The organism is Chitinophaga sp. SVR4-12A (assembly GCF_056754765.1).
The window spans coordinates 1,644,620-1,670,296 of the sequence record NZ_JBPGWP010000001.1 but is presented as its reverse complement, the minus strand read 5'-3'; the positions used below and the strand labels follow the sequence as shown (position 1 = coordinate 1,670,296).

General features: G+C 49.7%; 18 protein-coding genes. 8 read left to right on the top strand and 10 right to left on the bottom strand.

Annotated elements, in window-relative coordinates:
* Nucleotides 1-12: 12 nt before the first annotated feature.
* The 4 genes from ACR9Y8_RS06790 (at nt 13) to ACR9Y8_RS06775 (ending at nt 5,396) form a co-directional block, all read left to right on the top strand.
* The gene (locus ACR9Y8_RS06790) at nt 13-1,500 is read left to right on the top strand and encodes a family 43 glycosylhydrolase (RefSeq protein WP_481212488.1); all 1,488 of its coding nucleotides are present in this window, start codon (nt 13-15) and stop codon (nt 1,498-1,500) included.
* Nucleotides 1,501-1,529: 29 nt separating this feature from the next.
* Nucleotides 1,530-3,506 (top strand): alpha-L-arabinofuranosidase C-terminal domain-containing protein, encoded by a 1,977-nt coding sequence (locus ACR9Y8_RS06785; protein ID WP_481212487.1) that lies wholly within the window; start codon nt 1,530-1,532, stop codon nt 3,504-3,506.
* A gap of 25 nt (nt 3,507-3,531) precedes the next feature.
* The gene (locus ACR9Y8_RS06780; RefSeq protein ID WP_481212486.1) at nt 3,532-4,545 is read left to right on the top strand and encodes a family 43 glycosylhydrolase; all 1,014 of its coding nucleotides are present in this window, start codon (nt 3,532-3,534) and stop codon (nt 4,543-4,545) included.
* A 176-nt stretch (nt 4,546-4,721) separates the two neighbouring features.
* Nucleotides 4,722-5,396 (top strand): DNRLRE domain-containing protein, encoded by a 675-nt coding sequence (locus ACR9Y8_RS06775; RefSeq protein ID WP_481212485.1) that lies wholly within the window; start codon nt 4,722-4,724, stop codon nt 5,394-5,396.
* A gap of 64 nt (nt 5,397-5,460) precedes the next feature.
* Here the strand turns inward: ACR9Y8_RS06775 and ACR9Y8_RS06770 are convergent, their stop codons facing one another.
* Nucleotides 5,461-6,198, bottom strand: coding sequence for a tetratricopeptide repeat protein (locus ACR9Y8_RS06770; RefSeq protein WP_481212484.1), 738 nt, complete (start codon nt 6,196-6,198; stop codon nt 5,461-5,463).
* A 663-nt stretch (nt 6,199-6,861) separates the two neighbouring features.
* Between ACR9Y8_RS06770 and ACR9Y8_RS06765 the strand changes: the two genes are divergently transcribed.
* Nucleotides 6,862-10,473, top strand: coding sequence for a TraB/GumN family protein (locus ACR9Y8_RS06765; RefSeq protein ID WP_481212483.1), 3,612 nt, complete (start codon nt 6,862-6,864; stop codon nt 10,471-10,473).
* Nucleotides 10,474-10,497: 24 nt separating this feature from the next.
* Here the strand turns inward: ACR9Y8_RS06765 and ACR9Y8_RS06760 are convergent, their stop codons facing one another.
* From ACR9Y8_RS06760 to ACR9Y8_RS06725, 8 genes are all read right to left on the bottom strand, one after another.
* Nucleotides 10,498-11,082: a toxin-antitoxin system YwqK family antitoxin gene (locus tag ACR9Y8_RS06760; RefSeq protein WP_481212482.1), complete on the bottom strand. Its 585-nt coding sequence runs from the start codon at nt 11,080-11,082 to the stop codon at nt 10,498-10,500.
* Between the two features lie 93 nt (nt 11,083-11,175).
* Nucleotides 11,176-11,808, bottom strand: coding sequence for a DUF2306 domain-containing protein (locus tag ACR9Y8_RS06755; RefSeq protein ID WP_481212481.1), 633 nt, complete (start codon nt 11,806-11,808; stop codon nt 11,176-11,178).
* Nucleotides 11,809-11,905: 97 nt separating this feature from the next.
* A complete protein-coding gene (locus ACR9Y8_RS06750; RefSeq protein WP_481212480.1) occupies nt 11,906-12,979 on the bottom strand; it encodes a hypothetical protein in 1,074 nt (357 codons plus the stop codon).
* A 184-nt stretch (nt 12,980-13,163) separates the two neighbouring features.
* Nucleotides 13,164-14,201: a lysylphosphatidylglycerol synthase transmembrane domain-containing protein gene (locus ACR9Y8_RS06745; protein WP_481212479.1), complete on the bottom strand. Its 1,038-nt coding sequence runs from the start codon at nt 14,199-14,201 to the stop codon at nt 13,164-13,166.
* Between the two features lie 13 nt (nt 14,202-14,214).
* Entirely contained in the window at nt 14,215-15,642 is a 1,428-nt protein-coding gene (locus ACR9Y8_RS06740; RefSeq protein ID WP_481212478.1) for an alkaline phosphatase family protein, read from the bottom strand.
* Between the two features lie 36 nt (nt 15,643-15,678).
* A complete protein-coding gene (locus ACR9Y8_RS06735; protein ID WP_481212477.1) occupies nt 15,679-17,598 on the bottom strand; it encodes an LA_2272 family surface repeat-containing protein in 1,920 nt (639 codons plus the stop codon).
* A 7-nt stretch (nt 17,599-17,605) separates the two neighbouring features.
* Complete coding sequence (locus tag ACR9Y8_RS06730; RefSeq protein ID WP_481212476.1) at nt 17,606-18,589, bottom strand: FecR family protein; 984 nt, start codon at nt 18,587-18,589, stop codon at nt 17,606-17,608.
* Entirely contained in the window at nt 18,586-19,134 is a 549-nt protein-coding gene (locus tag ACR9Y8_RS06725) for an RNA polymerase sigma-70 factor (protein ID WP_481212475.1), read from the bottom strand. Before ACR9Y8_RS06725 ends, ACR9Y8_RS06730 begins: the two co-directional genes overlap by 4 nt.
* A gap of 163 nt (nt 19,135-19,297) precedes the next feature.
* On the opposite strand from ACR9Y8_RS06725, the gene ACR9Y8_RS06720 reads away from it, so the two are divergent.
* From ACR9Y8_RS06720 to ACR9Y8_RS06710, 3 genes are all read left to right on the top strand, one after another.
* Nucleotides 19,298-21,847: a DUF5686 family protein gene (locus ACR9Y8_RS06720; RefSeq protein ID WP_481212474.1), complete on the top strand. Its 2,550-nt coding sequence runs from the start codon at nt 19,298-19,300 to the stop codon at nt 21,845-21,847.
* 90 nt (nt 21,848-21,937) lie between these two features.
* Entirely contained in the window at nt 21,938-23,644 is a 1,707-nt protein-coding gene (locus ACR9Y8_RS06715; protein WP_481212473.1) for a M1 family metallopeptidase, read from the top strand.
* 92 nt (nt 23,645-23,736) lie between these two features.
* Entirely contained in the window at nt 23,737-25,158 is a 1,422-nt protein-coding gene (locus tag ACR9Y8_RS06710; protein WP_481212472.1) for an alpha-L-fucosidase, read from the top strand.
* 27 nt (nt 25,159-25,185) lie between these two features.
* On the opposite strand, the gene ACR9Y8_RS06705 is transcribed toward ACR9Y8_RS06710, so the two are convergent.
* On the bottom strand, nt 25,186-25,581 hold the full coding sequence (locus ACR9Y8_RS06705; RefSeq protein ID WP_481212471.1) for a hypothetical protein: 396 nt from the start codon (nt 25,579-25,581) through the stop codon (nt 25,186-25,188).
* Nucleotides 25,582-25,677: the final 96 nt, after the last annotated feature.

The window sequence follows — 25,677 nt, the reverse complement described above, 5'->3', positions numbered from 1 at the left end:
TAAACAGCGCGCATGATCTTCCTCCATTACAGGAACCGGGTCCTCTTGTTTTTACTCGCAGCAGCTATGATCTCCTGCAGTAAAAAGGATACGCCTGCACCTCCTTCGGATTCCACTGACGTGAAAGCTCCGGCAGCGGCCTTTGATATCAATACGATCAATGATACTTATGCAGACGTTGCGCCCTTTGTGTATTATCCAAAATGGGGGCCTTATAACGTACACGACCCTGTTATCCGGAAGTTCGGTACTTACTATTACAGCTACAGCACAGACGTTGGTTATGGCATCAGCGTAAGGCCGGGGATCCAGGTGCGTAAATCAAAAGACCTGGTGGAGTGGACCTATGCAGGATGGGTATTTGACAAAATCCCGCCGATGGGCGCATCCTTCATACAGCAACGCAATGGTACACCCAATAACAGCCTGTGGGCGCCCAGCGTACTGAAAGTAAACAACGAATACCGTCTTTATTATTCGCTGGCTTCCAACCTGGGACGCCTCAGCGTGATCGGTCTGGCCACCGCATCATCACCGGAAGGGCCCTGGACAGAAAAAGGCATCGTAGTAAGCTCCCTGAACGATAACAGCATCCAGACCAATGCCATCGATCCGAGCGTTATTGTTACTCCCTCCGGTGAGCACTGGATGTATTACGGCTCTGCCTGGGATGGGATCTATGTACTCAAGCTGGACCCTGCTACCGGCCTCGCCCAAACAGCCGGCGATAAAGGTAAACGTATTGCCAATCGCGGGTTTACCAACGGAAAATATAACGGTAACATAGAAGGGCCCGAAGTGATCTATAACCCGTCGCTGAATAAATATTTTCTGTTCATTGCATACGACTGGCTGGAAACAAAGTATAACACACGCGTGATGCGTGGCGACAGGCCCGATGGGCCGTTTTACGATTTCAAAGGAGCAGACGCCAATACCAACGTAGATCATGGCCCCATGATCACCGCGCCTTACCGCTTCAATGGTCATGGCGGCTGGCAGGGCGTTTCTCACTGTACCGTGTTTGACGATGGGGGAGGACAGTACTACCTTGCACACCAGGGCCGCCCGGGTGTAGACAAATACTTCATGGACCTGCATGTTCGCAAGATGTTCTGGACAAAGGACGGATGGCCCATAGTATCGCCTGAGCGTTACGCCTGGGAAGATAATGCCAATGTGCCGGTGGATAGCATCGCCGGTAACTGGGAACAGATCATACTGGGATACCGCATCGTGCCAGGCTATGGGGATGAGCAGGTATCACCGGATTTCCAGGTCTCCATAGCGCTTACTATCTCAGCAAACGGAACGCTGAACAACGACGCCAACAGTAAATGGACCTATAACGCTCCCTGGCTGGAACTGCACTGGAGTAACGGCTTTACCGATAAAGTGCTGGTGCAGCGCGGACGCGACTGGGAAAAGAAAATCCCCACCTTTATATTTACCGGCCTGAATAATGACGGCACGGCCATATGGGGCAAGAAAAGCAAATAATGATCTCTGCAAACCGATAACTGGATGTAATGAAAAAAATGGTATTACAGGTACTGGCGCTTGGCCTGCTGGCAGCGCCAGGTGTTACAGAAGCACAGCATAATAAAGTCCTCACGGTAAACACCCGGAACATCACGGGCAAAATATCACCTACGATGTGGGGCGTCTTTTTTGAAGACATCAACATGGGAGCCGATGGCGGCATCTACGCAGAGCTGGTCAAGAACCGTTCCTTTGAATTTTTTAAGCCGCTGATGGGATGGACGGTGAATGGTACAAAAGTAAAGGAAGGCGATCTGCTAATCCTCAACAGGGCGCCTGCCCATACCGCCAATCCGCGTTTCCTGCGCAGCACCATCAGGAATGCCGTACAAGGTGACGCAGGATTGTTAAATGAAGGCTTTCGCGGCATGGGCATTAAACAAGGGCTGCGTTATGATTTTTCTGTACTCTACAGGCAGCAGGAACCAGGCGTCCGTTTACATATACAATTATTGGACAGCAGCAGCCGCGTGATCGGCGATACCATACTCACGCCATCCGCGCAAGACACGGCATGGCATAAACAGGCTGTCAGCTTTCATGCCACCGCCACAGCGCCAAAGGCCAGCTTACAGCTATGGCTGGAAGGCAATGGAACAATCGACCTCGACATGATCTCGCTCTTTCCTGAAGATACCTGGAAAAACCGTCCCGGTGGAATGCGGGCAGATATGATCCAGCTCCTTGCCGACATGAAGCCGGGGTTTATCCGTTTTCCCGGCGGCTGTATCGTAGAAGGTTTTGACCTCTCGCAGCGCTATCAATGGAAGAAGACGATCGGCCCCATCGAGGAACGGCAGCTGATCATCAACCGCTGGAATTTTGAATTTGCGCACCGTCCCACACCGGATTATTTCCAGACATTCGGGCTCGGTTTCTTTGAATACTTTCAGCTGGCAGAGGATCTGGGAGCAGAGCCGCTGCCTATTCTTAACTGTGGTATGGCCTGCCAGTTCAATTCTGCAGAGCTGGTGCCATTGAATGAGCTGGATCCTTATATCCAGGACGCGCTTGACCTTATCGAATTTGCTAACGGTGATGTCAACACGCAATGGGGTAAGCTGCGTGCTGATATGGGACATCCCACTCCTTTTAACCTGAAGCTGCTGGGAGTAGGCAACGAAAACTGGGGCCCTCAATACATAGAGCGGCTGAAGCTGTTCACCAAAGCCATCAAAGAAAAATACCCTGATATCAAGCTGGTGAATAGCGCAGGCACCGATCCCAATGGAGAACGTTTCGACTACCTGAACAAAACACTCCGCGATATGCATGCGGATATCATCGATGAACATTACTACCGCCCACCGCAATGGTTCATGCAGAACGCGCGGCGCTATGATAACTATCCACGGAACGGATCAAAGATATTTGCCGGTGAATATGCTGCGCAAAGCGACAAGGTAGTGAGCATCCATAACAAGAATAACTGGCTGACTGCCCTCTCGGAGGCCGCCTTCATGACCGGCCTGGAAAGAAATGCAGACGTGGTAAGCATGGCATCCTACGCCCCCTTGTTTGCGCATGCAGACGGCTGGCAATGGACGCCTGACCTGATCTGGGTAAATAACCTGCAATCCTTTGGTACGCCCAATTATTATGTACAGCAATTATTCTCCCTGAACAAAGGTAGCGCCATCGTCCCGCTACGGATGGGCAATGACGTTGTTGCCGGGCAGGACAGCCTCTATGCCTCTGCCGCGCTGGATGAGAAAAGCAATGAACTGATCATCAAACTGGTGAATGTATCCACGATGCCGCAAACCTGTACCCTGGAGCTGGATACAAAGCCCGCTGCACAGGCAAAGCTGACAGTACTGCAGAGCGGTGATCCAAACGGGATGAATAGTTTTGAGCAGCCCAGGCAGGTAGCGCCCAGGAGCAAAGAGATCAAAACACCGGGCAAACGGTTCCCGGTGGAGCTTGCACCCTACTCGCTGAATGTATTGCGGGTAAGCTTGTAAAACCATTATTCAAAAAGGATACATTGTGAAACGCCTGATACCCTTCCTTGCTATACTATTGATTCCTTCCTTCGGCGTACGGGCACAGCCCGTACCCCAGGGAACGGAGTTCAGCACCCGCAACACGCCGGTGCATGATCCCGTGCTGATCAAAGAAAAAGATACATATTACCTGTTCTGCACGGGCAACGGCATCTCCGTATTTTCTTCCACTGATCTGCAGCATTGGCGAAAAGAGGCGCCTGTATTCAACCGTCCGCCTGAATGGGCAGTACAAGGTATTCCCGGTTTCAAAGGACATATCTGGGCGCCCGATATCAGCTTTTACAAAGGCCGTTATTACTTGTATTACGCCGTTTCCGCCTTCGGAAAGAATACCTCCTGCATAGGGCTCGCTGTCAATGCTACACTGGACCCTAAGTCGCCTGATTACAAATGGGAAGACAAAGGCAAAGTCATTCAATCTGTACCTGGCCGTGATATGTGGAATGCCATTGATCCCAATCTCATTCTTGATGAAAACGGTACACCCTGGCTGTCATTCGGTTCTTTCTGGGATGGTATCAAACTGGTAAAACTGCAGCAAGATCTGCAGGCTGTTGCGGAACCCCAGGAATGGTACACCATTGCCCGAAGGCCACGGGAGTTTTCCACGCCGGATACGTCTGCAGGTAATGGAGCAATAGAAGCGCCCTTCATTTTCAGGAAAGGAAGATATTATTATCTCTTTGTCTCACGCGACTATTGCTGCCAGGGAGAGAAAAGCACCTACAAGGTAGTAGTGGGAAGAAGTGAAAAAGTACAGGGCCCTTACCTGGATCAACAGCAACAACCCTTACAGCTGGATGGCGGTACACTGGTAGCCCAGGGCGATGGCGTGAACTGGTACGGCGCCGGTCATAATGCGGTGTTCAGTAACTCCGGCAAAGACTATATCATATTGCATGGTTACGATGCAAAGGACCGCGGGCGTTCCAAGCTGATCATAGAAGAAATAAATTGGAGCGCCGATGGATGGCCTGCAGTAAAGATCAATTGAATAACGTGATTATCATGATCCGTTTGTAAACATTTCACTACCGTTGATAAACCGCTTTGGTCCTCCTTCCTTTATTGCGCTAATTTGGTGTCTCTTCAATTTTCTCAAAAAACCAAATTGCAAACAAAATGAGACATCAACTTTCAACAAACCCTGTTCTGTTAATCCTTGCAATTTTGATCCTTCTTTCAAGCTGTACCAAGGAACTTAACAACGAAAAAGCGGTGCCGGCAAACCAGGAGCTGTCAACCGCCGGTTCTCACAGCGATGCACTGAGGCAGAATTCAATCCTGGGATTCCTTGACGGAAGCGCATCTCCCATTGGATTCGTAGGCCCGCGCAGTGACCGGACTTTTTATCCAGCCACAGAATTGATGGTAGGCATGTGGACCGTAAGCAGTCTTCCTTTCTATTTTTACGGGTACTTCTGTAGCACGCATTCATTGGCTCCAACTCCGGATGGCATCCAATCTGCCATTCTGAAGTTGTATTCAAATCCCACTCCTATAAATGGAGATGGTGTGCATGCAAATTATGGCACTAATAATGCCTTTTACGTGCAACGGGTAACGGGCGCCTGGGATGTTACTCAAATGAATCTCATCAATTGGGGCAATTTACCGGCCGTTACTACGGCTGACCAGGTATTGGTGCCGCATACCAATTTATCTTCCCTGGATCTTACGATAGACGTGACTGCAATGGTGAAAGCTGCCGTTGCTGAAGGGCACACGATGATTGGCTTCAGGCTGTTTCCGGTAACACAGACTCCGCTTAACATGCGGAACTTTGTTTCATGTTATCATGAGAGGGCAGATCTGCGACCCCGCCTGATTATAAACGGTTTCTAGGTGCTAAACAAAAGGAGGATGCTGGTCCAATACCAGCATCTTCCTTTTCACAACATATTTTTCATCAGTTTACAATATACGTCCTGCCTTTAGGGCACTTCTTTATAAATTCTATAACCGCTTTATCCGTGATCTCAACACCGGCTTTGATCGCCCGCGCAAAATCTGCACAGGCAGCAGTTTCCTGGTGCTCCTCCATTTCCAGCATGCCGCGGTAATAGTATAGCTCAGCGTTCTTACTATCCAGTTCAAGCGATCTGCTAAAATCTGCAATACCGCCTTTATTGTTTCCCATCTCGGCTTTCACCATGCCCCTGATGCTGTATCCCTCTGCATCCGCTGGATCAAGCAGGATATATTTGTCCAGATCAGCCAGCGCCGCTTGATGATCTTTTTTATGAACTCTCAGCAGCAGCGCCCTTGACGTGTAAGCATATTTATAAGAAGGATCTATTGCAATGGCCTTGTTACAATCTTCGATGGCCCCGTCATAGTCTTTCGCATTTTTTTTAATAATGCCACGGTTATCATACGCACGGGCAGAAGGTTTTATGGCGATGGAAGCGTTATAATCTTCCAATGCCCCTTTGCTATCCTTTAGCCGCATGCGGGTATTTCCCCGCAGGATATAAAGTTCCGCATCATCTTTTTTCAGGGCGATGGCGCTGTCAAATGCAGATCTGGCGCCTGCATAATCATTCCGGTCGTAACGCTGTTGACCGGCGGCTTTTAGTTCTTCGGATGTCTGCGCAAAGGATGCCATGGAAAATAGTAAGGCCAGAAGGGATGCTGTTAGCTTCATAGTGGATGATATAGGGATTTTTAATACTTACAATACTAAACATATTTGACATATTAATATATTAAATTTTTCTTCCTGATCACAATCAGCCATTTATCCTATTGCGGTCATAGGTAGAGGTACCTGCTAACCCTACCTTTACATCATCAAACAACGGATACAAAACAAGTGATAAAAAGGGGCATGAAATATGGCAGCGCAGCGCACGGCGCAAGTACCGGGCGCTTGCTTCCTGCCAGACCATCAGCGTAGCCCAAACGCTTTAAATCCCTATGGTTACAAAAAGGTATCACGGAAATATCACCGGCGATGTGAAGAGAGGGTGTGCAACGCAATCGGGCCGGTGATATTTCCGGGGTACCGGCTCAACAGAGAAATTTTATTTGAAAAGCCAGACTATAAACTTCTTGTTGCAACAGCAGGGGCCACCGAAAACCTGAAAGAAAAGAGTAGGTATGTCTTTGTAATGATTTTAACCACGAACCTGAACCTACACGGGTAAGCCCTATACCTGTTCTTACCCGCGTGTATTGTGAAAATTGACCGTTTAGTTGATGAATGCTAATAGTGTAAGCTCGCGTCCTAGGCGGGCTTACTTTCGTTTTTTCCAAATACAACTTTTATCGCATTCCGCACATCCGCTGGCTTTATTATCTTTATGGGATGTTCGCCTATACTTATTGCCGGCCCTGGGACACCGGACGTTATACCCGCATGATATTCCTGCTGTTAGCCTTACTGATGCAAACAGCCTTTTTACGCGCCCAGCACAATAACCGCTCTAATTACCAGCTGCTCTGGCGTATTGATGCTCCCGGCATGCCATCGCCTTCTTACCTCTTTGGCACCATGCACCTGACCGACAGGCGGGTGTTTGAATTCAGTGATTCCGTATTGACAGCTTTACGCAGCACCGCGTCCTTCGCCATGGAAGTGGATATGGACTCCATGCTGGCCTATATGCTGGCGCCTAACGGCCCTTTGAAAGATACGGTCAACCATATGCGCCGTTTGCTGAGCGAAGAAGAATATCACTATGTAGACAGCCTGGTAAAAGAAAAGACCGGCGCCCCTTTGGACCAGCTCAGCCTGAAGCGCTTATGGTTCCTGGAGAAATTGCTGATCGGGGAAGAGGAAGAACTAAGCAAGAACGAAAGCCGCCCTGCCCGTAAACCTGAGAACATCTTCCTGGATGCCTGGCTGTACCAGAAAGCCACCGGCCTTAATAAATCCGTACACAGCCTCGAAAGGATCCAGAATCAGCTGGATATCATGAGCGCTGACGTATCAGCAATTCAGAAAGAAGCCTTCCTCTGGGCCCTGGGATATAAGAGCAGCGGTACCGGTAATGCGAAAGACAGGACCAAACGCCTGAAAACAAGGGTCGCTTACCTGGATGCGCTGGTGAACCATTACTATGAAGGCGATCTGCAGCAGATCCTGACGCTGGTAGACAGCTGGCAGGAAGAGGAAGATCATCTCGAACTGATTCCCCGCAATATTGAAATGGCGGATAATCTGGCCAAACTGGCTGCTAAAGGCAGTGTTTTCGCCGCCGTTGGCGTGGCGCATTTACCCGGCGAAAAAGGAATGCTTGAATTGTTGCGTAAGAAAGGATATTCCGTTAGCCCGGTGAAAGCCAGCTTCACCGGCGTTACGCAGCGTGAACGCCAGCGGTTGGACAGCCTGAAAGGATATTCCCTGAACAGGATCGCCGAAGGTTATAGCGTGGTATTCCCCGGTATCCCCATTGCTCACCAGGTGCCCAATATGAACCGTAAAATGTTCGTAGGTACCAACAACGATGAAACCGGCTTCGCCTTCTATATGGACATCGCTCAGCTGGCATCAGACAAGCGGGAGCTGATCAACAATATGGTCGCCAACATGGCCAGCCAGGGTAATGCGATACTGCAAAAATCTTATCCGATTACCTATCGCGATATACCCGGTACGGAGGCCGTAATGCGGCGGGAGAACATACAGTTCCACATGCGATTGTTCATCCGTAATAACAGGATCTTTGTGTTTATGTACAACTCCCGGCAAAAAGACAGCACCGCCAGGAAAGACTTTTTCAGTTCTGTGCGCTTTTATGATGTTGTACACCCGGTGATGGCATATGAAACCTTGGAGCGCCCGGACCTGGGCTTTTCCGCAGTATTGCCTATCGATGCTAATCATGCAAAAATAGCCGGCAAAAATGGCGGCCGCCCCGAAGAGGTTTACACCTCCCTGGATGGCGTTAACAACGTCTCTTATGTAGTCCGCATCCTCAAGATGCAGAAAGGCTACTACAATCTCAACGATCAGCAACTGGTGGATGAATTGAAGAATTTCCTGGTGGGGCAGGATAGCACCATACAGCTGATCGATTCCACCGTGTCTGAACAGAGCGGCTTACCCCGCCACCAGTTTAGCTGGCAGCATGCCAATGGATTCATTACCCGTGTCGGCTTTATACCAAGAGGCAATATGGCCTACTGCCTGATGTGTGTGTACGACAAAGCACATACAGACAGCAGCTACTGGCGCCGCTTCCTCGATGAGTTTCGCATATTGCCTTTGCTGTCACAGTCCCCGGTTGTTCCGTTTACACCTGCAGACTGCAGCTTTACTATCAGCGGTCCGCTGGCCCTTGAAGGTGGCCCGATCAATGAGTACGATGGTTCATCAACGGTGGAAACATTTCAGTACCAGGCAATGGATACCTTATCTAATGCGATGTACATCGTAGGAGTAGATAAATATCACCGTTATTACCATGAGTCGCCTGATAGTATCATCAACGCATTCATGCAGCGCAACGATAGCAATCTCATTATAACGGCATCCCGGCAGTACAGCCAGGACGGCCTGCCCGCTTATGAAGTAGAAACGAAAGTGCGCCTTACCGGTCTGCGCCTCTATCGCAAAGCAGTGCTGGCCGGACATACCGTTTATCGCTTGTCTGCTATCCTGCCGGAAGAACTGGTTGGGAAAGGTTATGCCAAACAGTTCTTTGCCTCCTTCCATCCTGGCAGTAAAGAACGGAAAGATACCCGTCAGCTCGCACAGAAGAAACTGGGTTTGCTGCTGAATGATCTGCAAAGCACAGATTCAGCTGTATTCCATGGCGCCCTTGCCTACACAGACCATCTCACACCCGATAGCTCGGACATAGGCGCCATACTCAGTGTCCTGACCAAACCTATCCCTGCAGACACGGGCGATAACAACGTAAAAGTAGACCTGCTGCATTCCCTGGCGAAGCTGGCCAATGATTCCATAGTACATGCGGCTGAATCGCTGTTTGCAAGTACCCCAGATAACGAACGGCGCAAAAGTGTGATGCGTTTCCTGAGCGGGCTTCAGACAGATACCGCGATGCACACCTTCCTGCGCCTGGGGCCTCAATTGCAGGAAAGCACTGCTACCTGGGGTGTTTTCGATTACGGCTTCAAAGATAACGACAGCTTGTACCAGCAATACCTGCCAGAGATCGTTGCTGCTGCTGAACATTCCCCGGGTTTTCTGCAGGCCTTTGCAGCATTTACCGCCAATGATTCCATATGGGTTTCACCTTATTTTGAAAAATACAAATTGGAACGCCTGGTTCCTGGCCTGGTAAAACTGTTCGCACGCGATATACAGCAATGGAAGAAACTGCAGCCGGAATCAGACAGCAACTGGAAATGGCAGAGTAGCCTGCAGAACATCGGCTACATACTTGCCTTGCCTGGCATGCCGGCGTCCACTGTGCCCAGCTTTCGCGAGCTGCTGGCAGATACTACCATGTCGCTCCGCACCCTTGGCGCCCGCGGCTTAATAAACCAGGGCATCAAGGTGAACGATATCGTACTGAAGTCGATCCTCATTGATAACTACAACGCCTACCCGTTCATTTCATCTGTAAAGCGCCACAACCGGCTGCAGCATATCCGCCACCTGCTTACGCAGGATGTGCTGGGACGCAGCTACGTTGGCAATATACTAACCGATGATGCTGAACTGGCAGCGCTAGAGCAGGTCACCCGTATAAAAGTGCAGCAGAATGATCAAGCTGCAGTATGGCTCACCTTATACCGGTACAAAACAGATGAAAGCGGAAATTGGGAATACGTATTAAACGGCCCGCAACCGCTGGACCAGAAGAAGCTTAACTTCGAGCCTGATCTCACACATTGGTTCAGTGAAGAGGTTGATGTGACAGATAAGCAACAGCTTACTGCGATAGCGGAAGAAGCATATAAGCAGTACCTGGAAGAACAGAAAGGGGAGGAGGAGGAGCATTAGCCGCATTGCGGCAGACGGGAAAAGCTAGTTTTTCTTCCGCTTATTTCCCGTCTGCTGCTGCAGCTCATGTGGTAATGGCGCCACATTCGCCTTGCGCTGAGCGCCTTTTTCTGCAGTAACTATTTCTCCGCGGCTATAAGTTTCTTTTATCATGTTCCCGTCTTCATCATACAAGCGCCATTCACCATTCCGTACAGAATTGCCTTTACGTACCACTTCCACACGGGATTCCTCCTGTGTAACAGGATCTATCACCAGCACCGTATCTACCTCGCCTTCAATTTCCATGGCCAGCATTACGCCGGCTGCGCTAAGCTTGCCGTTGGGATAATAATATTTGCAGGGTCCATCCAGCACGCCATTATGATAGGTTTCTTCCGCGATCATATCACCGCTGACGTCGTATTTTTTCCAGATGCCTTCTTTACGGTCATTTTTATAGGAGCCTTCCCAGCTGTAGCCGGGCTCTCCGCGCAAGGGTTCTACCTGTTCTATCCAGGGGCCCTGTTTACGTTGCTTGGCATCTTTCTGGTTCACCGCAGTTTGTGTCTGCGCCTGGGCCAGTAGTGTGAAGCAACTGATAATGATAAGAATAGTGATCTTTTTCACAGGTCTTTAGGTTTATGGTTCATGCACAAAGTAAGGATTTAGGAGGGATTAACAAAGGCCCTGTCAGCCTCATCCCTTCTTCCTTCCCGCGTCTCAGCTCTTCCTTTTATATGACAATACCACCTCATAGATATACAGCGGAACAGCCCATCCTAACCAGAAGAAAGAAGGAGAAATCTCCGCAAAATCTCCGATCTGTTGTACCAGCGGCAGCTTCAACAGGGAGCCGGACACCACAAAGGCCAGCGTAACAATATAGTTCCGGGTCATCCACTCTTTGTGCAGCTTGAATTTCTTTTTACGCGCAGTGTAATAGGCAATAAAGGAAGAAGTGATCCACACAGTCACCCATACCTGCAAAGAGAAAGCATAGGCCCAGTTCACGGCATAAGCGGTGGTAGACGCCAGGATCACAGCACTGGTACCACTGGCCAGGATGGCCAGCAGGTATAGGATCCCAATTACCCGGTGTAGTTGCCGGTAGCGGTTCCGCAGCCTTTCCCAGAACTGGATCGGGCCTAGTACCAGCGCCCCGCCGCCCGCAGTGATATGCAGGAGCAGTGCCCATTTTACACGGAAGTATTTTCCCAGCGCTTCAGGAGTGAGTTGCAGAAAATGATCGGCGCCGTGCATGAAAGACCAGGTCAGGAATACGATACCTGCCCAGGCTAAAAGTGTAATAAGGTCAGTGATGCCAAAGGGTTTTGTTACAGTGATGTTCTTCATGCTTTTTGAATTGTTCAGCACAAAATTCATCACTGTAACAGGCCCCGGCAATAAGGGAGAAAAGATTCAGTAGGGAGAAATTGTTCCCTATACAGTGCTACTGGTATTGGATATATACCGGCTGGGGCTTCAGCGCCAGCACTTCTGCGGGTGTCATTATGCGGCTGCCCGGCTGACGGAAGTCGTTCTTATAGAACAGCTTAAACCCGGTGAACTGTACAGGTTCTCTTTTTATAAAGAGTTGATAAGTGGTCACTTTATGTGGTACGCCGCCCCATCCGTCCATATCCATCACAATCTGTACTTCCGGGCGCAGGCCTATCTTGCTGTAGTTGGTCACCATGCCCTGGGTAAAGCGGTGCACGATCAGGATCTTGGGAGGAATATGGCTTTCCTTTACCAGCTTGGCCAGGTATTCGGCGGTGTAGTTAACGTCTGTCGCATCAAAGGTGCCTATCTTCTTGCCCGGCAGGCTGCTATCCTTCATGGAGAATTCCGGGTCAATGCCCAGGTGCACATTCGGCATGCGCAGGTATTTTTCCAGCAGCGGTATCTCGGCCTGCAGGTTGCTTAAGCCTACCTGTATGTCAATGAATACCAGCGCTTCTATTTTCTTCGCTGTTGCCAGTGCCTTGTCTATCTGGTCAAAAGGCATGCGCAGGCGGTACTTACCGTCCTTACCGGCGCTTCCCTGTGCCGTTACGGCAATGTAGTGGATAGCAGGAACAACGCTCATGGAGCTGTCCGCCTTTTCCCAGGCAGCTACTTCCCCTTTCAGCTTGGCCAGCATCTCTTCTTCGGGTAATTCCCCAAGTATGCCCATCCGTTTTGAGTAAAAATTTCCATAGTAGGCCACAATGCGTTTGAAAGGCAGAATGGCGCCCGGTAAGGGGTACACGTTCTTTACCTTCGCATTGAAAAGAGAATCGCCCCGCAAAACCTGCTGCCATTTACTGTTATAAAGGGCAGAATCCAGCGGTGGCTCAGAAGGTGCTGTTTTAGTGCTGTCTGTAGCGGGCACTTTGGCCGCTGATGTAGTGTTCTTATTATCCCCGAAAGTAGTTCCGCATCCGGATATCAGTAAGTAAAACGCAAAAGATATGGATAAGGCTAGGGACACTCTTGGTGCATTCGAATAGTAGGCGCGCAATGTATTAAAAAATTTACGCATAAATATATACAATAGTTTCATATTTTCATCAGTTGAGATGAAAAAATACAACTCAAAAGCCGGCTTGAGACCGAATTTAGGCTGATTTGTCCCTTTTCAGCAGACTGTTTGCGCTATAGAATACAACTTCCGTACCACTGTCTTTTACCTGTAGTATGCCCCTCATTTTCATAGGTTTACTCACTTAGACGTCCTTTTTTAAGCGGCCGATCACCACAAAGGCGCCCACCACCGCCGGGAAGAACAACAAAAAGGTCCGCTGCAATAAGGTGAATACCGGCATGACCGCCCCCGGTACCATGCGGTAGAACAATACGGCAATGCCTACTTCTGCAAAGCCACTACCACCCGGACTAGGTGCAAAGTAGATCATGAACTGGATCAGCACCTGTACGGCCATTACCTGCACAATATCTGCCTGGATCCCAAGCCCCGCCAGGATCACCCACTGCATGCAGTACTTGTTCAGGTATAATACAATGGTAATAGCTACACTCAGTGGGAATAGCCAGGGATCCTGGCTGAGCAGGATCCTGCAGGTTTGCTGATACTGCGCAATGTTATCATACACCTTTTGCCCCCATGCAGCCAGTCGTTGTTTGCGCCCGGTCAACACTCCGGACAACAAACGGGCAATGCCTTTTACCGCGCTCCCGGCCAGCAGGGGCTTTTTGAAAGCGAGCAGAAAGGCAAACAGGAACAGTGTGAAAAAGATGAAACCATATTTCAGCAAGGCCGGTATCACCCCGCTTTCAAACTGGTGATTCACCAGCAGTAAAGCCGCTAATGCAGCCAGCGGCATAAAGATCAGCGTGGCCGCCATATTGATCAGCGAGATAGCGAAGGCGCTGGTGAAACTAAGCCCGTTGCGCATGTAGATATAGATCTGCGCAGGCCCTGCGCCGCCATGGGCAGGCGTGATAGCGCCCATGAACATATTTGCCGTATTGGCCTTAAAGCTTACCCATTGCGAAATCCCGGGATTGGTTTTCCTGGCGAAGATGTGATTCCGCCAGCCTCCCAGCAGGAGGTCCACAAACAGCATACACAGGCAGATCGAAATATACCCGGGCTTTATATGGGAGAGTGCATCTACTGTCTGACCGGTATTACTGTAAAAGAAAACTGCTGCAATGCCCCCAATCGTGAGCAGGGCAAACCATAGCGCCCCTTTAATAATGAGCTGTTTCCGGAAAACCGGCAGTTTTTCTGTCTGTATCACAATAACAATGTTTTTAGTGAGCGATGAGGGAATTGCCTTCAGAAGGCTGTGGCGATTTACGCATCCAATGCAGGATCGTACTGAAAAGATCCGCCGTTCTTGCCGGATGACTGGCCCAGCCCTGCTGGTTGTAGATCAATGGCACGCGCATATGCTCATGGTGTAAGGATCCATGGGAGCCACGGTGGGCAGGGATCTCCCAGAAACCACGCAGGTCATAACCTTTCTTTGCGCATACTACGATATCGCCTGCACGGTGACTTCTGAACAATTGCTCTGCCTGTACCAGGCTATCAGGATACATGCTGCCAAAGGTCATTTCCAGCGCTTCGCGGTGATCGCGCGCCTGTAGTTGTCCGTTCATCTGCAGCGGGTCTGCGCTCACAGGAATATAACTATATTGCTGTCCTGCTTTTCTGATCAGTGCCCTGCCCCGGCTGTTATGCACAAACAGCTCATTGGCCTGCGCGCTGCGGTAGATCACAAAGTCAATGGCTTCCTGTTGTACCAGCGCTTGCAAACGCTCTCTGCCAAAGCGTTCGATCAGTTCCGGCCCGCCCAGTGCATGTGTTCCTTCATGCTGCAGCAAATGAATGCTGGCAAATGAATTGCCGGACACAGAAACAGATGCTGCCGGATCTTTCTTCCAGATCAGCGGATGACTAAGTGCAGGCAAACCTGATTCACTCAGCCAGTCCGCAATATCAAAATGGGTATGCGTGGGTGTTAGTCCATGGTCAGAGCCCAGCAGGAATAAGGTATCCTGCCACCATCCTTTCTTTTCCAGGAAAACGCGCAGTTCACCGATGCTCTGGTCTACAATCTTGTAGGCCTGTATGGTGCGCTCATCCCGGATGTCGTAGTAGTGCGAGTCCCAGTCCACACTGGGAAATACCGCAAACAGGAAATCAAGATCATTGCCCTTGTGCAGCATATCCATGATCCTGGCATGTCCTGTCTGGTCTACCGGGTGATTCCTACCCAGGAAGTGCGCGCGCAGGTAGGCCAGGCTTTTGCCCTTCCTGCCCAGGTCAAAGGCGTCAGGCACACCCCGCGTGATCATGTTGTATACATTGTAGCTGCGCCCAAGCAGTTCAAGTAGAGTGGGCTTGTCAACCGGCATGTCGCTGTTGAACAAGCTGGCTTCCGGACCGCAGTAAGAACGGATGGCCTGCTTGTTTCCCCAGCGCCGGCGTTTAAACTCAGCCTTATCAAACCAGCGGATGCCTGTGATGTGCATGCTGCCGGGGAAATGGCCTGTTAAAAAAGGAAGATAAGCGGGTCCTGTTGTGGAAGGAAAGCAGGTGGTCGCAATCCTGTAAGTGCCTTCTTCCGTTATTCTTTTGATATTGGGTAAATGTCCCTGCTGCAGCAGTTCCTGTAATACGTCTGTATGTGCGCCGTCTGCAAGGTAATAGATCACTCTTCGTTTAGCCGTCATGTTATTAAAACAGGACAAGCAGGATTTACCCTACCATCAGTTGGCGCTTTTCAGGAAGGTATAGCCAAGGCGCAGGAACATCGCTCCCTGGATGTTTTCAATACGGGCGCTGAGATCGAAACGTTGACCGATGCCCCAGCCCAGGGAAGGAGACAACAGCATGCGCATTTTTGTTTTTGTTTCCTCGGCAAACATGGTAGGTGGACTTTCCGTTAACGCAGGGCCTATTTCAGCAGCGGCATAGAATTTCTTTATCACAAATACCCTGATCCCTGCTTTCAGCGCAAAATTTGTAAGGCCCGGAGAAACATACCTGCTGCTTGTTCCATCCAAATTGTAAGAGGTAAATACCCGTTCGTAGCGATGATTGACCGCTGTAGTCAGCATCACTAAAATACTGTTGTCAATAATGCCTCTTTGTAAGCGAACATCTCCCGATACCCAATCTGCACGGTTATTAGGATCATAGGAGAGGCCCCCTGCAATACCTGCCTGAGCCGACCATTTTTTCTCCTTGTACACATATTGTTTGCCTTGTGGCCATAACAGGTCTGTTGCCGTGATCCCGGCCTGCCAGCCTATCCAGGTCCTGGTATCTTTATACCCGCTTACGCCCAGGTCTTTATATCCTGGCGGGATCTCATCCTCGCTGTTCGTATAATGGTTATAGGTGGGCCCGGCAAACAGGTTAAAACCTTTCAGCACACGTACATTCAAAGCAGTTTTAAGCTGCATTAAACGGCTGTCCCAGCTGATGATCTTAATGAACTGGTAATTACCCTCCGCTGAAATGGCCATCCTTTTGCCGATCAGTAAATCATGGCCCAGGCCAATACCCAGGGTGTATAACTTTTGGTTCGAAGAAATATTCATGCCTCCCATAAAGACCGTATACAGCTGGCTGTTACCCAGTTTTACCGCCAGGTTGGTATTGGTCACATCATTTGTGAACAGGGAGAGTGAATGATATCCGCTGCTGTTGCGCACAAAGTTCAGCAAACCCAGGCTGAGGCCATCAGAACTGTCTGCAATATTGATCACGCCGATCTGCAGGCCTTTCAGTTTGTGCGCCTGGTTCACCACCGCGAGCTGTACACCTTTTACGGGCCCCTCTGTTTTATTGACCATGGCAGCCAGCTGCATACCGCTGGCTGTATCCCTCACCAGGTTGTGAATACCGGCCAGCTGTACGCCTTTTAAAGACTTACCTACCACATTCACCGCCCCTGCCAGTTGAAAGTTGTATGCATTCCCCTCATTGATGTTAAAGATCCCGCTTGCCTCAAAGCTCGTAGAACCGCTTCGTATATTGAATAGTGGATGAACGCGTACTTTTTTCGGTCCCTCTTCCGCATCAGCGGTCCTGGTCACTTCCGGCAGCTCACGAATGCCGGACAACTGCATCTGTATATGCACCCGCTGATCTTTGGCGGTGCTGATCGGCACAAAAGCATCCCGGTAAAGGTCTTTGATCGCATTGATATGATCCATGGGATGATTCACCGGCACCTTCAGTCGGAAGGCGCCTGCTTTATCTGTCATCACTCCAAATGCCCGGTACGAGCTGGTGATCTGTACACTATCCATGGGCAGCCCGCTTGTTTTGTCTGTCACCAGCCCGGTGATAATAAAGTAAGAAGTGCGCCTGGTTACAATGATAAAATCCTCCTGTTCGGTATATTCATAATCATCTCCAAACAGCTGATGCAGCAACTGGCCAACGCAAATGTTCTCTGCAGAAAGGCTGATGCCCGGGCCGGATTGCAGTATATCTGTCTGGTAAGAGAAGGTGATTTTGGCCTGTTCGCCCAGCTTGCGAAGCGCCTCTTCCGGGGAGGCTTTTTGAACGGAGAAAGCAGCCAGTTTTTTATCCAGCAGGTGTTGGGCTGCTACTTCGGAAAACAACACGAATAACGATAAGAATAAGATAATGTGACAGTACAAATATCTGGTCATCGCAGGTTTAGGGGTTTCTTTTTTGAAGGATGATCGTATCGTTTTGTGTGATCGCCTTGAGCTGAAGGGTGGCGCAGATAACGGCTACGATCTCAGTAATAGGTTTATTGGTAAAGGTGGTGGTAATAGGCAATGCTCCGTTTATATCATCACTCAAAACGATCTGCTGTGCATACACATTATTCAGGGCATCCACCAGCTCCCTGAGCGGCGTGCCGTTACACACAAAGCGTTTTGTACGGTAATAGCTGTACAGCGAATCTTCGTTAGACTGCTTCACCGGTAAGCGTTCGCCCGTATACACGGTGGCTTTTTCTCCGGCCCCCAGGTAGATCGCCGCATCGGCTTTTTCTACCCGCACCTTGCCGCTTTCCACGATGATCTCCGTTTTATCCGGGGCTGTTTTCACATTGAAGGAAGTACCTAACACTTCCACCTGTACATTGCCGGTACGGATAATAAACGGCAGCTCCTTATTGGCCGCTACTGCAAAGAACGCCTCTCCACTCAGCTGTATATCGCGGTTGTTGCTGTTATACGCCTGGTTATATTGAAGGGAGGATCTTTTATTCAAGGTAATAGCAGAGCCGTCTGGCAGGGTAGCGGTACGCACCGCTTCACCGGAAGCAAACTGAATGATCCTGCCCGTTCCCGGCCTTGCGAGCAGGTAAGCCAGCGCTGCAGCAGCTACTAAAAGCACCAGGGCAGCTACGCGCAACAGTAAAGGAGGTAATGCGCGCACACTGGCCTTTGGAGCGGCCGCTACACCCTTCATGAATGTGTGCCATTCAGCATCCACGTCTATGTCACTGGTATCTACCTCCGGACTGGCAATGCTGAGCGCTGATACAAAAGTATCGTAGTACTGCCTGTTGTCCACGCTGCTCTCCAGCCACCGGCTTACCGCTTCGCGCTCCGGACCTTTTGCCTCGCCTGTGAGGAAGCGCACCAGCAACTGGTCTGTTATCATATTGTCTGCGTGTTGTTTCATAAAAGAATGCATGACAGGTATTCTCTAAGCCTGGATCTGAATATTTTCAATGCTTTGGTCATGTGTTTTTCTACGGCCTTTTCGGAAACCTGCAATTTCCGGGCGATCTCCGCATATTTCAATCCCTCATACCGGCTCAGGTGGAAGATCAGGCGGCTTTTTTCAGGCAGCGCTTTGTAGGCTTCCGCTATTTTCAGCTCCATTTCTTTTGCCTGCAGGTGCTCTGGCGTAGTAGCCGCCTTTTCCGAAGCATGCAGGTAATGTTGCCGGTAGGCCGCCCGTACCTTCAGGTGCTCCAGGTGGTTCAGCGCCGCATTGTGTACCGACCTGTATAGATAGGGTAGCAGCATATCAATCGACCGGAACCGGTCTTTTTGCTGCCAAAGCTTAAAAAATGTCTGCTGAACAATCTCCTTTGCCACGCTTTCATCCTTTACAATCGTAAAGGCGTAGGCATACAGGTTCTTAAACTGTGCTTTAAAAACTTGTTCAAATATGGGCTCATCCACCTGGACCCTCAGATTTTCCGCTTCGTTGCCAGTCATTTACAGCATTATTCCAATTAGTTTTAAATGTTTTTCCGGGCCGTAGCTGCTAATAAGACAGGCGAAATCACATGTACCCTACCCAGCCCTGCATCTTTATTTTTTTATAAACTTCTTAACCATTCAGCGAATATGTAGTCTAAATTGCCGTTATTTAAGCAGCATGCGTACAATTTTATGTAAGATATTCGACTATCCTGCTATTTGTGCTTTGGTATTGCTGACCGCGGTACCGGGCCCTTGTTTGAAGGCCCAGTCTGTAAATGTTCACGGCGTAGTGCTCGATTCGGCCACAAAAGTGCCGGTTCCCAACGTGAATGTCATCGCAGAAAATACCCGGTATTCCACCCGTACCGATCCGGAAGGCAGGTATTCCCTCCGCATCACCGGCGGCAGCATCCTGCAGTTTTCTGCCGATGGTTTTTTTACGCAGAAAAGGTCCCTCGGGAAATCCTATCTGCAGGAGATCAATATTTCCCTTGCCAGAAGGGAAAGACAGCTGGCCGCCGTCGTGGTCAACAGTAAGCGCCGGCGCTACAGTAATAAGAACAACCCGGCCGTAGAACTGATAAGGCAGGTAATCGCCCATAAAAAGGAAAACGACATCGGCGCTTATTCCTCCGCCAGCTACCGGCAATACGAAAAGCTCTGCATGTACCTGGATGGCTTTCCCGATTGGGCCACCAAAAACAGGATCATGCGGCAGTACCAGTTCGTTTTTAAAAATAAAGACTCCCTCAAGGTAAAAGGGAAGGAGCTGATACCTGTCTATATCGAAGAGAACGTAAGCCACAATTATTTCCAGCGGAACCCTGAAAAGAAGAACCAGGTCATTGAAGGACAAAAGAAAGTGGATTACGGCGAATACATCGACACGCACGGCGTCAGCGCCATACTGAACCGCCTCTACGAGAATATCAATATATACGACAATCTCATCGTGGCCTTCACCCGGCAATTCATCAGTCCTATTGCAGATGCCGGCCCTACCTTTTATAAATATTTTATCGAAGATACTATCGTAGAGAACGGCACCAAACTGATCCGGCTCACCGTTACACCGCGGAACGACAATGCCCTGGTGTTCACCGGTATGCTCTACATTACACTGGACGGACGTTACGCCGTACGCAAGGTAGACCTGCACACCAATAAAGACATGAACCTCGGCGTGGTGCGCAATTTCTCCGTGATCCAGGATTTTGAAGAAGATACGCTGACCCATAAATATCATTTAAGCTATTCAGATGTAGTCACTGATTTTGGCCTGACCAAAGGCACCGCAGGCCTGTACGGAGAACGGTTAGTGCTGTTCAGCGATTTTACCAGCGGCCGGCAGTTTCCTGATAGCGTGTTTAAAAAAGACTATACACGGGAATACATTCCGCTGAACAAACCCGACAGCTTCTTTACCACCTACCGGATGAATACCCTGTCTGATGCGGAAGCCCGCACTTATGAGAACATCGACAGCCTGCATAACATGAAATCCTATATCCTGTATACAGACCTGATCCGGTTCTGGGCTACAGGTTATAAAGCGGCAGGGCCGATAGATATCGGTCCCGGATACGCCTTCCTGGCCTATAATCCCATAGAAGGCTGGAAACCGCGCCTGGGTGGGCGTACGAATACGAATTTCAGTACCCGTTATTTCCTGGATGGATATGTGGCCTATGGCCTGCGCGATCAGCAATTCAAATACTATGGCAGTGTGGCCTATTCCCTGAACAACCGTTCTATCTATAAATACCCCATGCACTTTCTGGAATTCAGCTACCGGCATGATACCAATATCCCGGGTGCAGGTGATGATTATGTAGATAACAATCCTTTATTGTCTTTTAGCACCAGCTCCGCCACCCGCTATCTCTACAACAACATCTTCCGGGTGGATTACATGTATGAATTCGCCAACCACCTGGGCCTCAACCTGGGCTTCAAATACCGGAAACAACAGCCCGCAGGCACCCTCTCATTTGTAAAGAACAACGGTGCTGAACACGACACCGTGAGCTCGCTCTCTACCAACGAGGTGTTCGCTGTGTTTCGCTGGGCGCCGCATGAACAGTTCTACCAGAACGCCGGCTACCGTTTCCCAATCAGGAACCGCTTTCCCATATTCACGCTGAGCTATACACACGGCTTCAAAGGGGGAGCTGCGGAGTTCAGCTACGACCGGCTGGACCTGGAGATCTCAAAACGTGCTTACTGGGCGCCCTTTGGCTATACCGACATCCGGCTGGAGGCAGGCGGTATCTTAGGCAGGTTGCCCTGGCCCCTGCTGGTGATCCACCAGGGCAACCAGAGCCTGGGCTATTCCAGGAGAGGCTATAACATGATGAACTACCTGGAATTCGTGTCTGATCATTACGCGGGTATCAGCATCACACATTCCTTTAAAGGCCTCTTCCTGGACAGGATCCCGCTGATAAAGAAACTGAAGTGGCGGGAGGTCATCACCGGCAGATTGCTCTATGGCGGCCTGCGGCAGGAGAACATGCCCGGCAACGGTACCGTCTTTAAATTCCCGCTTACCAATAACACCTTAGCTACCTATACGCTCGACGATGGTCCTTACTTTGAAGCTGGTGCGGGTATCTCCAATATCTTTAAAATACTGCGCATTGATGTGATCAAACGCTTTACTTACCTCAATCATCCCGATATCTCCTCCTGGGGCATCCGCTGGGATCTGCGCTTCGAGCTATAAACAAGCGCCGTTTTGTGAAGGTTAATTTTCGTAAATTATCAGACAAATGCTGCTAAGCACGGATAAATATTAATACTTAAGTTAGCTCTTATGCAAAACTTCACGTCACTCATCGAAAACCTCCATTTAAAGCACCTGGTCTGCGCTTTACTTTACCTGCTCATATGCAGCAACTGCAAGGCGCAGGCCCCTTTAAACAAGACCTTCACCCATGCAGATACCCTCAGAGGCAGCATCACCCCTGAACGTGCCTGGTGGGATATTATACGTTACGATATTGCAGTGAAGCCGGACTATAACAGCAAAACCATCAGCGGCTCCAGCACCATCACTTATAAAGTGGTAAGCGATAACAAAGGGCAAATGATGCAGATCGACCTGCAGGAGCCACTCATCATAGATAGTGTACTATACAACAATACCGCTAAGCTAAGCTTCACCAAAGAGGGCAATGCCTGGCATGTAAAAGTACCTGATCAGCAACAGGCCAGCGAAGGGAAAGTAACCGTCTTCTACCACGGACAGGTAAAAGAATCTACCCGGCCGCCCTGGTCTGCCGGCTGGACCTTCACCCGCGATTCCCTGGGACGTCCCTGGATGACCGTTACCTGCCAGGGCGGCGGCGCTTCCGTATGGTATCCGTGTAAAGATCACCAGAGCGATGAGCCGGATAATGGCGCTTCACTCACCATCACCGTTCCTGATACGCTCGTAGCCGTTGCCAACGGCCGCCTGCAATCAAAGAAAGATAACGGCGACGGCAGCGCCACCTACAAATGGGCCGTAGTGAACCCGATCAGCAATTACTGCATCATTCCTTACATCGGTAAATACGTGAACTTCAGCGAAAAGTATAATGGCGAGAAAGGTGCGCTGGATCTCAATTACTGGGTGCTGGACTATAACCTCAACCGCGCCAAAGGCTATATGCCGCCGCAGGTGCACAACATGCTGAAAAGCCTGGAGCACTGGTTCGGTCCTTATCCCTTCTATGAGGATGGTTACAAGCTCGTAGAAACTTCTCACTCCGGTATGGAGCACCAGAGCGCCGTTTGCTATGGCAATGGTTACACCTACGGCTATCGCGGCCGCGATGGATCAGGCACCGGCTGGGGCATGAAATGGGATTTCATCATCATTCATGAAAGCGGCCACGAATGGTTTGGCAACAACATCACCACCAAAGACCTGGCAGACATGTACGTGCACGAAGGATTTACCAATTACAGCGAAACCCTCTTCATCGACTATATCTTCGGCAAAGATGCCGCCAATGCCTATAATGCAGGCATCCGCAGGGGCATCCGGAACGATCGCCCTATTATCGCGCAATACAACGTGAACGACCAGGGCAGCGGTGATATGTATCCAAAAGCTTCGAATATGCTGCATGCTATCCGCCACGGACTGGATAATGATGAATTGTTCCGCCAGATACTGCGCGGACTGAACAAAGACTTCTACCACCAGACCGTCACCAGCCGCCAGGTAGAAGATTATATTTCCACGAAGACGCAGCATGACTATAGCAAAGTATATGATCAATACCTGCGTACTACCCAGATACCCAGGCTGGAGCTGCGTTGGGATAAAGACAACACGCGCGTGTCTTACCGCTGGGCTAACTGTGTGAACGGCTTTGACATGCCCCTTGTGCTGCAGAATGATAAAGCAAAAGTAAAGATCACTCCCACGGAACAATGGCAGCAGCTGGCCCTCAAAGCCAATGAAGCGCCTTTGTTTGATACGGCTGCCATCGTTAAAATGTATTATGTAAGTACCGCCCTTGTTAATTAGGCATCAGCATTAGCGAAAATTGACCTTGCATTTACGCAATAATTCCGGGATCTTTCGGGAATTTTTGGGGTAAAAACAATCATGCTATATCTATGAAAAATGTCTTAGCCGCAGGGCTGATAGTACTGGCTATGGTGCTGCCGGAAAAGTATGTGGCAGCACAGGCCAACGAGGGGGTACACGAAACGTCATCCAATTACCAGGCGCCTAAAGATCCGCTGGTCATTAAGAAGCTGGAACAGTGGCAGGATCAGAAATTTGGTTTATTTATGCACTGGGGCACCTACACACAGTGGGGCGAAGTGGAAAGCTGGAGCATCTGCCCGGACGATTGGGTGGTGCGTAAAGGGCCTTACAGCGCAGACTTCTTTGGTTACAAAAAGGCCTATGAAGACCTGCAGCACACTTTCAACCCGGTAGACTTCAACCCCGAAAAATGGGTGAAAGCTGCCAAGGCTGCAGGGATGCGCTATGTGGTATTCACTACCAAGCACCACGACGGTTTCTGTATGTTCGATACCAAACAAACGGACTACCGGATCACCAGTCCTAACACACCATTCTCTAAGAATCCGCGCGCCAATGTCACCAAAGAGATCTTCGATGCTTTCCGCAAAGACAGCTTCATGATCGGCGCTTACTTCTCAAAGCCCGACTGGCATAGCCAGTATTTCTGGTGGTCTTACTATCCGCCAAAAGACCGCCATGTGAACTACGACATCAAAAAGTTCCCTGAGCGCTGGAAGAAATTTAATGAGTTCACCTACAACCAGATCGAAGAATTAATGACCGGCTACGGCGGAGTAGATATTCTCTGGCTGGATGGCGGCTGGGTAAGACCTGGTGGCAAGCAAAGCATTGATATGCCTGGCATCGCCAGTATGGCGCGCAGCCATCAGCCCGGGCTGATCATCGTTGACAGAACTGTTCCCGGTGAATTTGAGAATTACACTACACCCGAACAATCTATTCCCGAAAAGCCATTGCCTTATCCCTGGGAAACCTGTATGAGCATGGGAGATTCCTGGAGCTATACGCCCACTGATAAAATGAAACCGTCCAAAGTGCTGCTGTCCAACCTGGTGCAGATCGTTTCAAGAGGCGGTAACTTCTTGCTGAACATTGGTCCCAGCGATAAAGGCGATTGGTCGCCCGAAGCTTACGATCGCTTAAAGGACATCGGCAACTGGATGAACATCAATGGCGAAGGCATTCACGGCTCACAACCCGTTGCGCCTTATTCAGAGAACAATATTTACTTCACGAAATCTAAAGATCAGCAACACCTTTATGCCTGGTATATCGCAGAGAACGATAAAGTGCTGCTGCCTTCAGAGATATCTTTTCGTGTAGTAGAAGCCAGGAGGATCAGCAAAGTAGCGCTGATGGGCAGACCGGAAAAACTGAAGTGGAGCTTTGACAACGGTGTGCTGACCATCAAGGTACCGGCCAACCTGCAAAAGCAATCCGGCCTGCAATACATTGCCGGCTTTAAGATAGATACTGCTATATAATTTGAAATTGCCGCGGCAGACGGGCGCCTATACTTTTTCGGGAATACGTTGCACTTTTAACTCTCCGTCCTCCAGGTAAAAGCTATGGGTGCCCGCCCGGTGATTCAGTGAATCAAAGGAGAAATGTACTTCCAGGGAACGCCCTTTTAATATGAGCAGATACTGCCTGATGCATCCGGCAGCTTCATTAAGTTTGTGCCTCGTCTCCATAATGTCCCTGTCTAATTTTTCAATTTCATCATGTGCGCTTAAAACAGGGGCGGCAGTGTGGGTAGTGTAGTTATTACCAGGAGCCTGAAGTTCTTCCAGGAGGCGATGATATTTTGCCTCCGCTTCTTCTCTTGCACGAAGGCAGCCTTGCAGGGAGGATTCAAGATTTAAATAGTCCTCCAGAACAGCTTTTATTTGTGCTTCCTTAGACATGACAACTTATATCTCTGTTTAAAGTTACGAAAAAAAGCGATGAGCCGTTCCCAAGCACAAGGCTACCGTTCGTAGTTCTTTTTCGGAGAAATGACT

Bases quoted from the DNA above. Each gene is read 5' to 3' on its own strand.
- ACR9Y8_RS06730 (WP_481212476.1), bottom strand. From the start codon at position 18,589: ATGAAACAACACGCAGACAATATGATAACAGACCAGTTGCTGGTGCGC.
- ACR9Y8_RS06790 (WP_481212488.1), top strand. From the start codon at position 13: ATGATCTTCCTCCATTACAGGAACCGGGTCCTCTTGTTTTTACTCGCA.
- ACR9Y8_RS06715 (WP_481212473.1), top strand. From the start codon at position 21,938: ATGCAAAACTTCACGTCACTCATCGAAAACCTCCATTTAAAGCACCTG.
- ACR9Y8_RS06720 (WP_481212474.1), top strand. From the start codon at position 19,298: ATGCGTACAATTTTATGTAAGATATTCGACTATCCTGCTATTTGTGCT.
- ACR9Y8_RS06740 (WP_481212478.1), bottom strand. From the start codon at position 15,642: ATGACGGCTAAACGAAGAGTGATCTATTACCTTGCAGACGGCGCACAT.
- ACR9Y8_RS06770 (WP_481212484.1), bottom strand. From the start codon at position 6,198: ATGAAGCTAACAGCATCCCTTCTGGCCTTACTATTTTCCATGGCATCC.
- ACR9Y8_RS06710 (WP_481212472.1), top strand. From the start codon at position 23,737: ATGAAAAATGTCTTAGCCGCAGGGCTGATAGTACTGGCTATGGTGCTG.
- ACR9Y8_RS06765 (WP_481212483.1), top strand. From the start codon at position 6,862: ATGTTCGCCTATACTTATTGCCGGCCCTGGGACACCGGACGTTATACC.
- ACR9Y8_RS06735 (WP_481212477.1), bottom strand. From the start codon at position 17,598: ATGACCAGATATTTGTACTGTCACATTATCTTATTCTTATCGTTATTC.
- ACR9Y8_RS06755 (WP_481212481.1), bottom strand. From the start codon at position 11,808: ATGAAGAACATCACTGTAACAAAACCCTTTGGCATCACTGACCTTATT.
- ACR9Y8_RS06725 (WP_481212475.1), bottom strand. From the start codon at position 19,134: ATGACTGGCAACGAAGCGGAAAATCTGAGGGTCCAGGTGGATGAGCCC.
- ACR9Y8_RS06750 (WP_481212480.1), bottom strand. From the start codon at position 12,979: ATGCGTAAATTTTTTAATACATTGCGCGCCTACTATTCGAATGCACCA.
- ACR9Y8_RS06785 (WP_481212487.1), top strand. From the start codon at position 1,530: ATGAAAAAAATGGTATTACAGGTACTGGCGCTTGGCCTGCTGGCAGCG.
- ACR9Y8_RS06705 (WP_481212471.1), bottom strand. From the start codon at position 25,581: ATGTCTAAGGAAGCACAAATAAAAGCTGTTCTGGAGGACTATTTAAAT.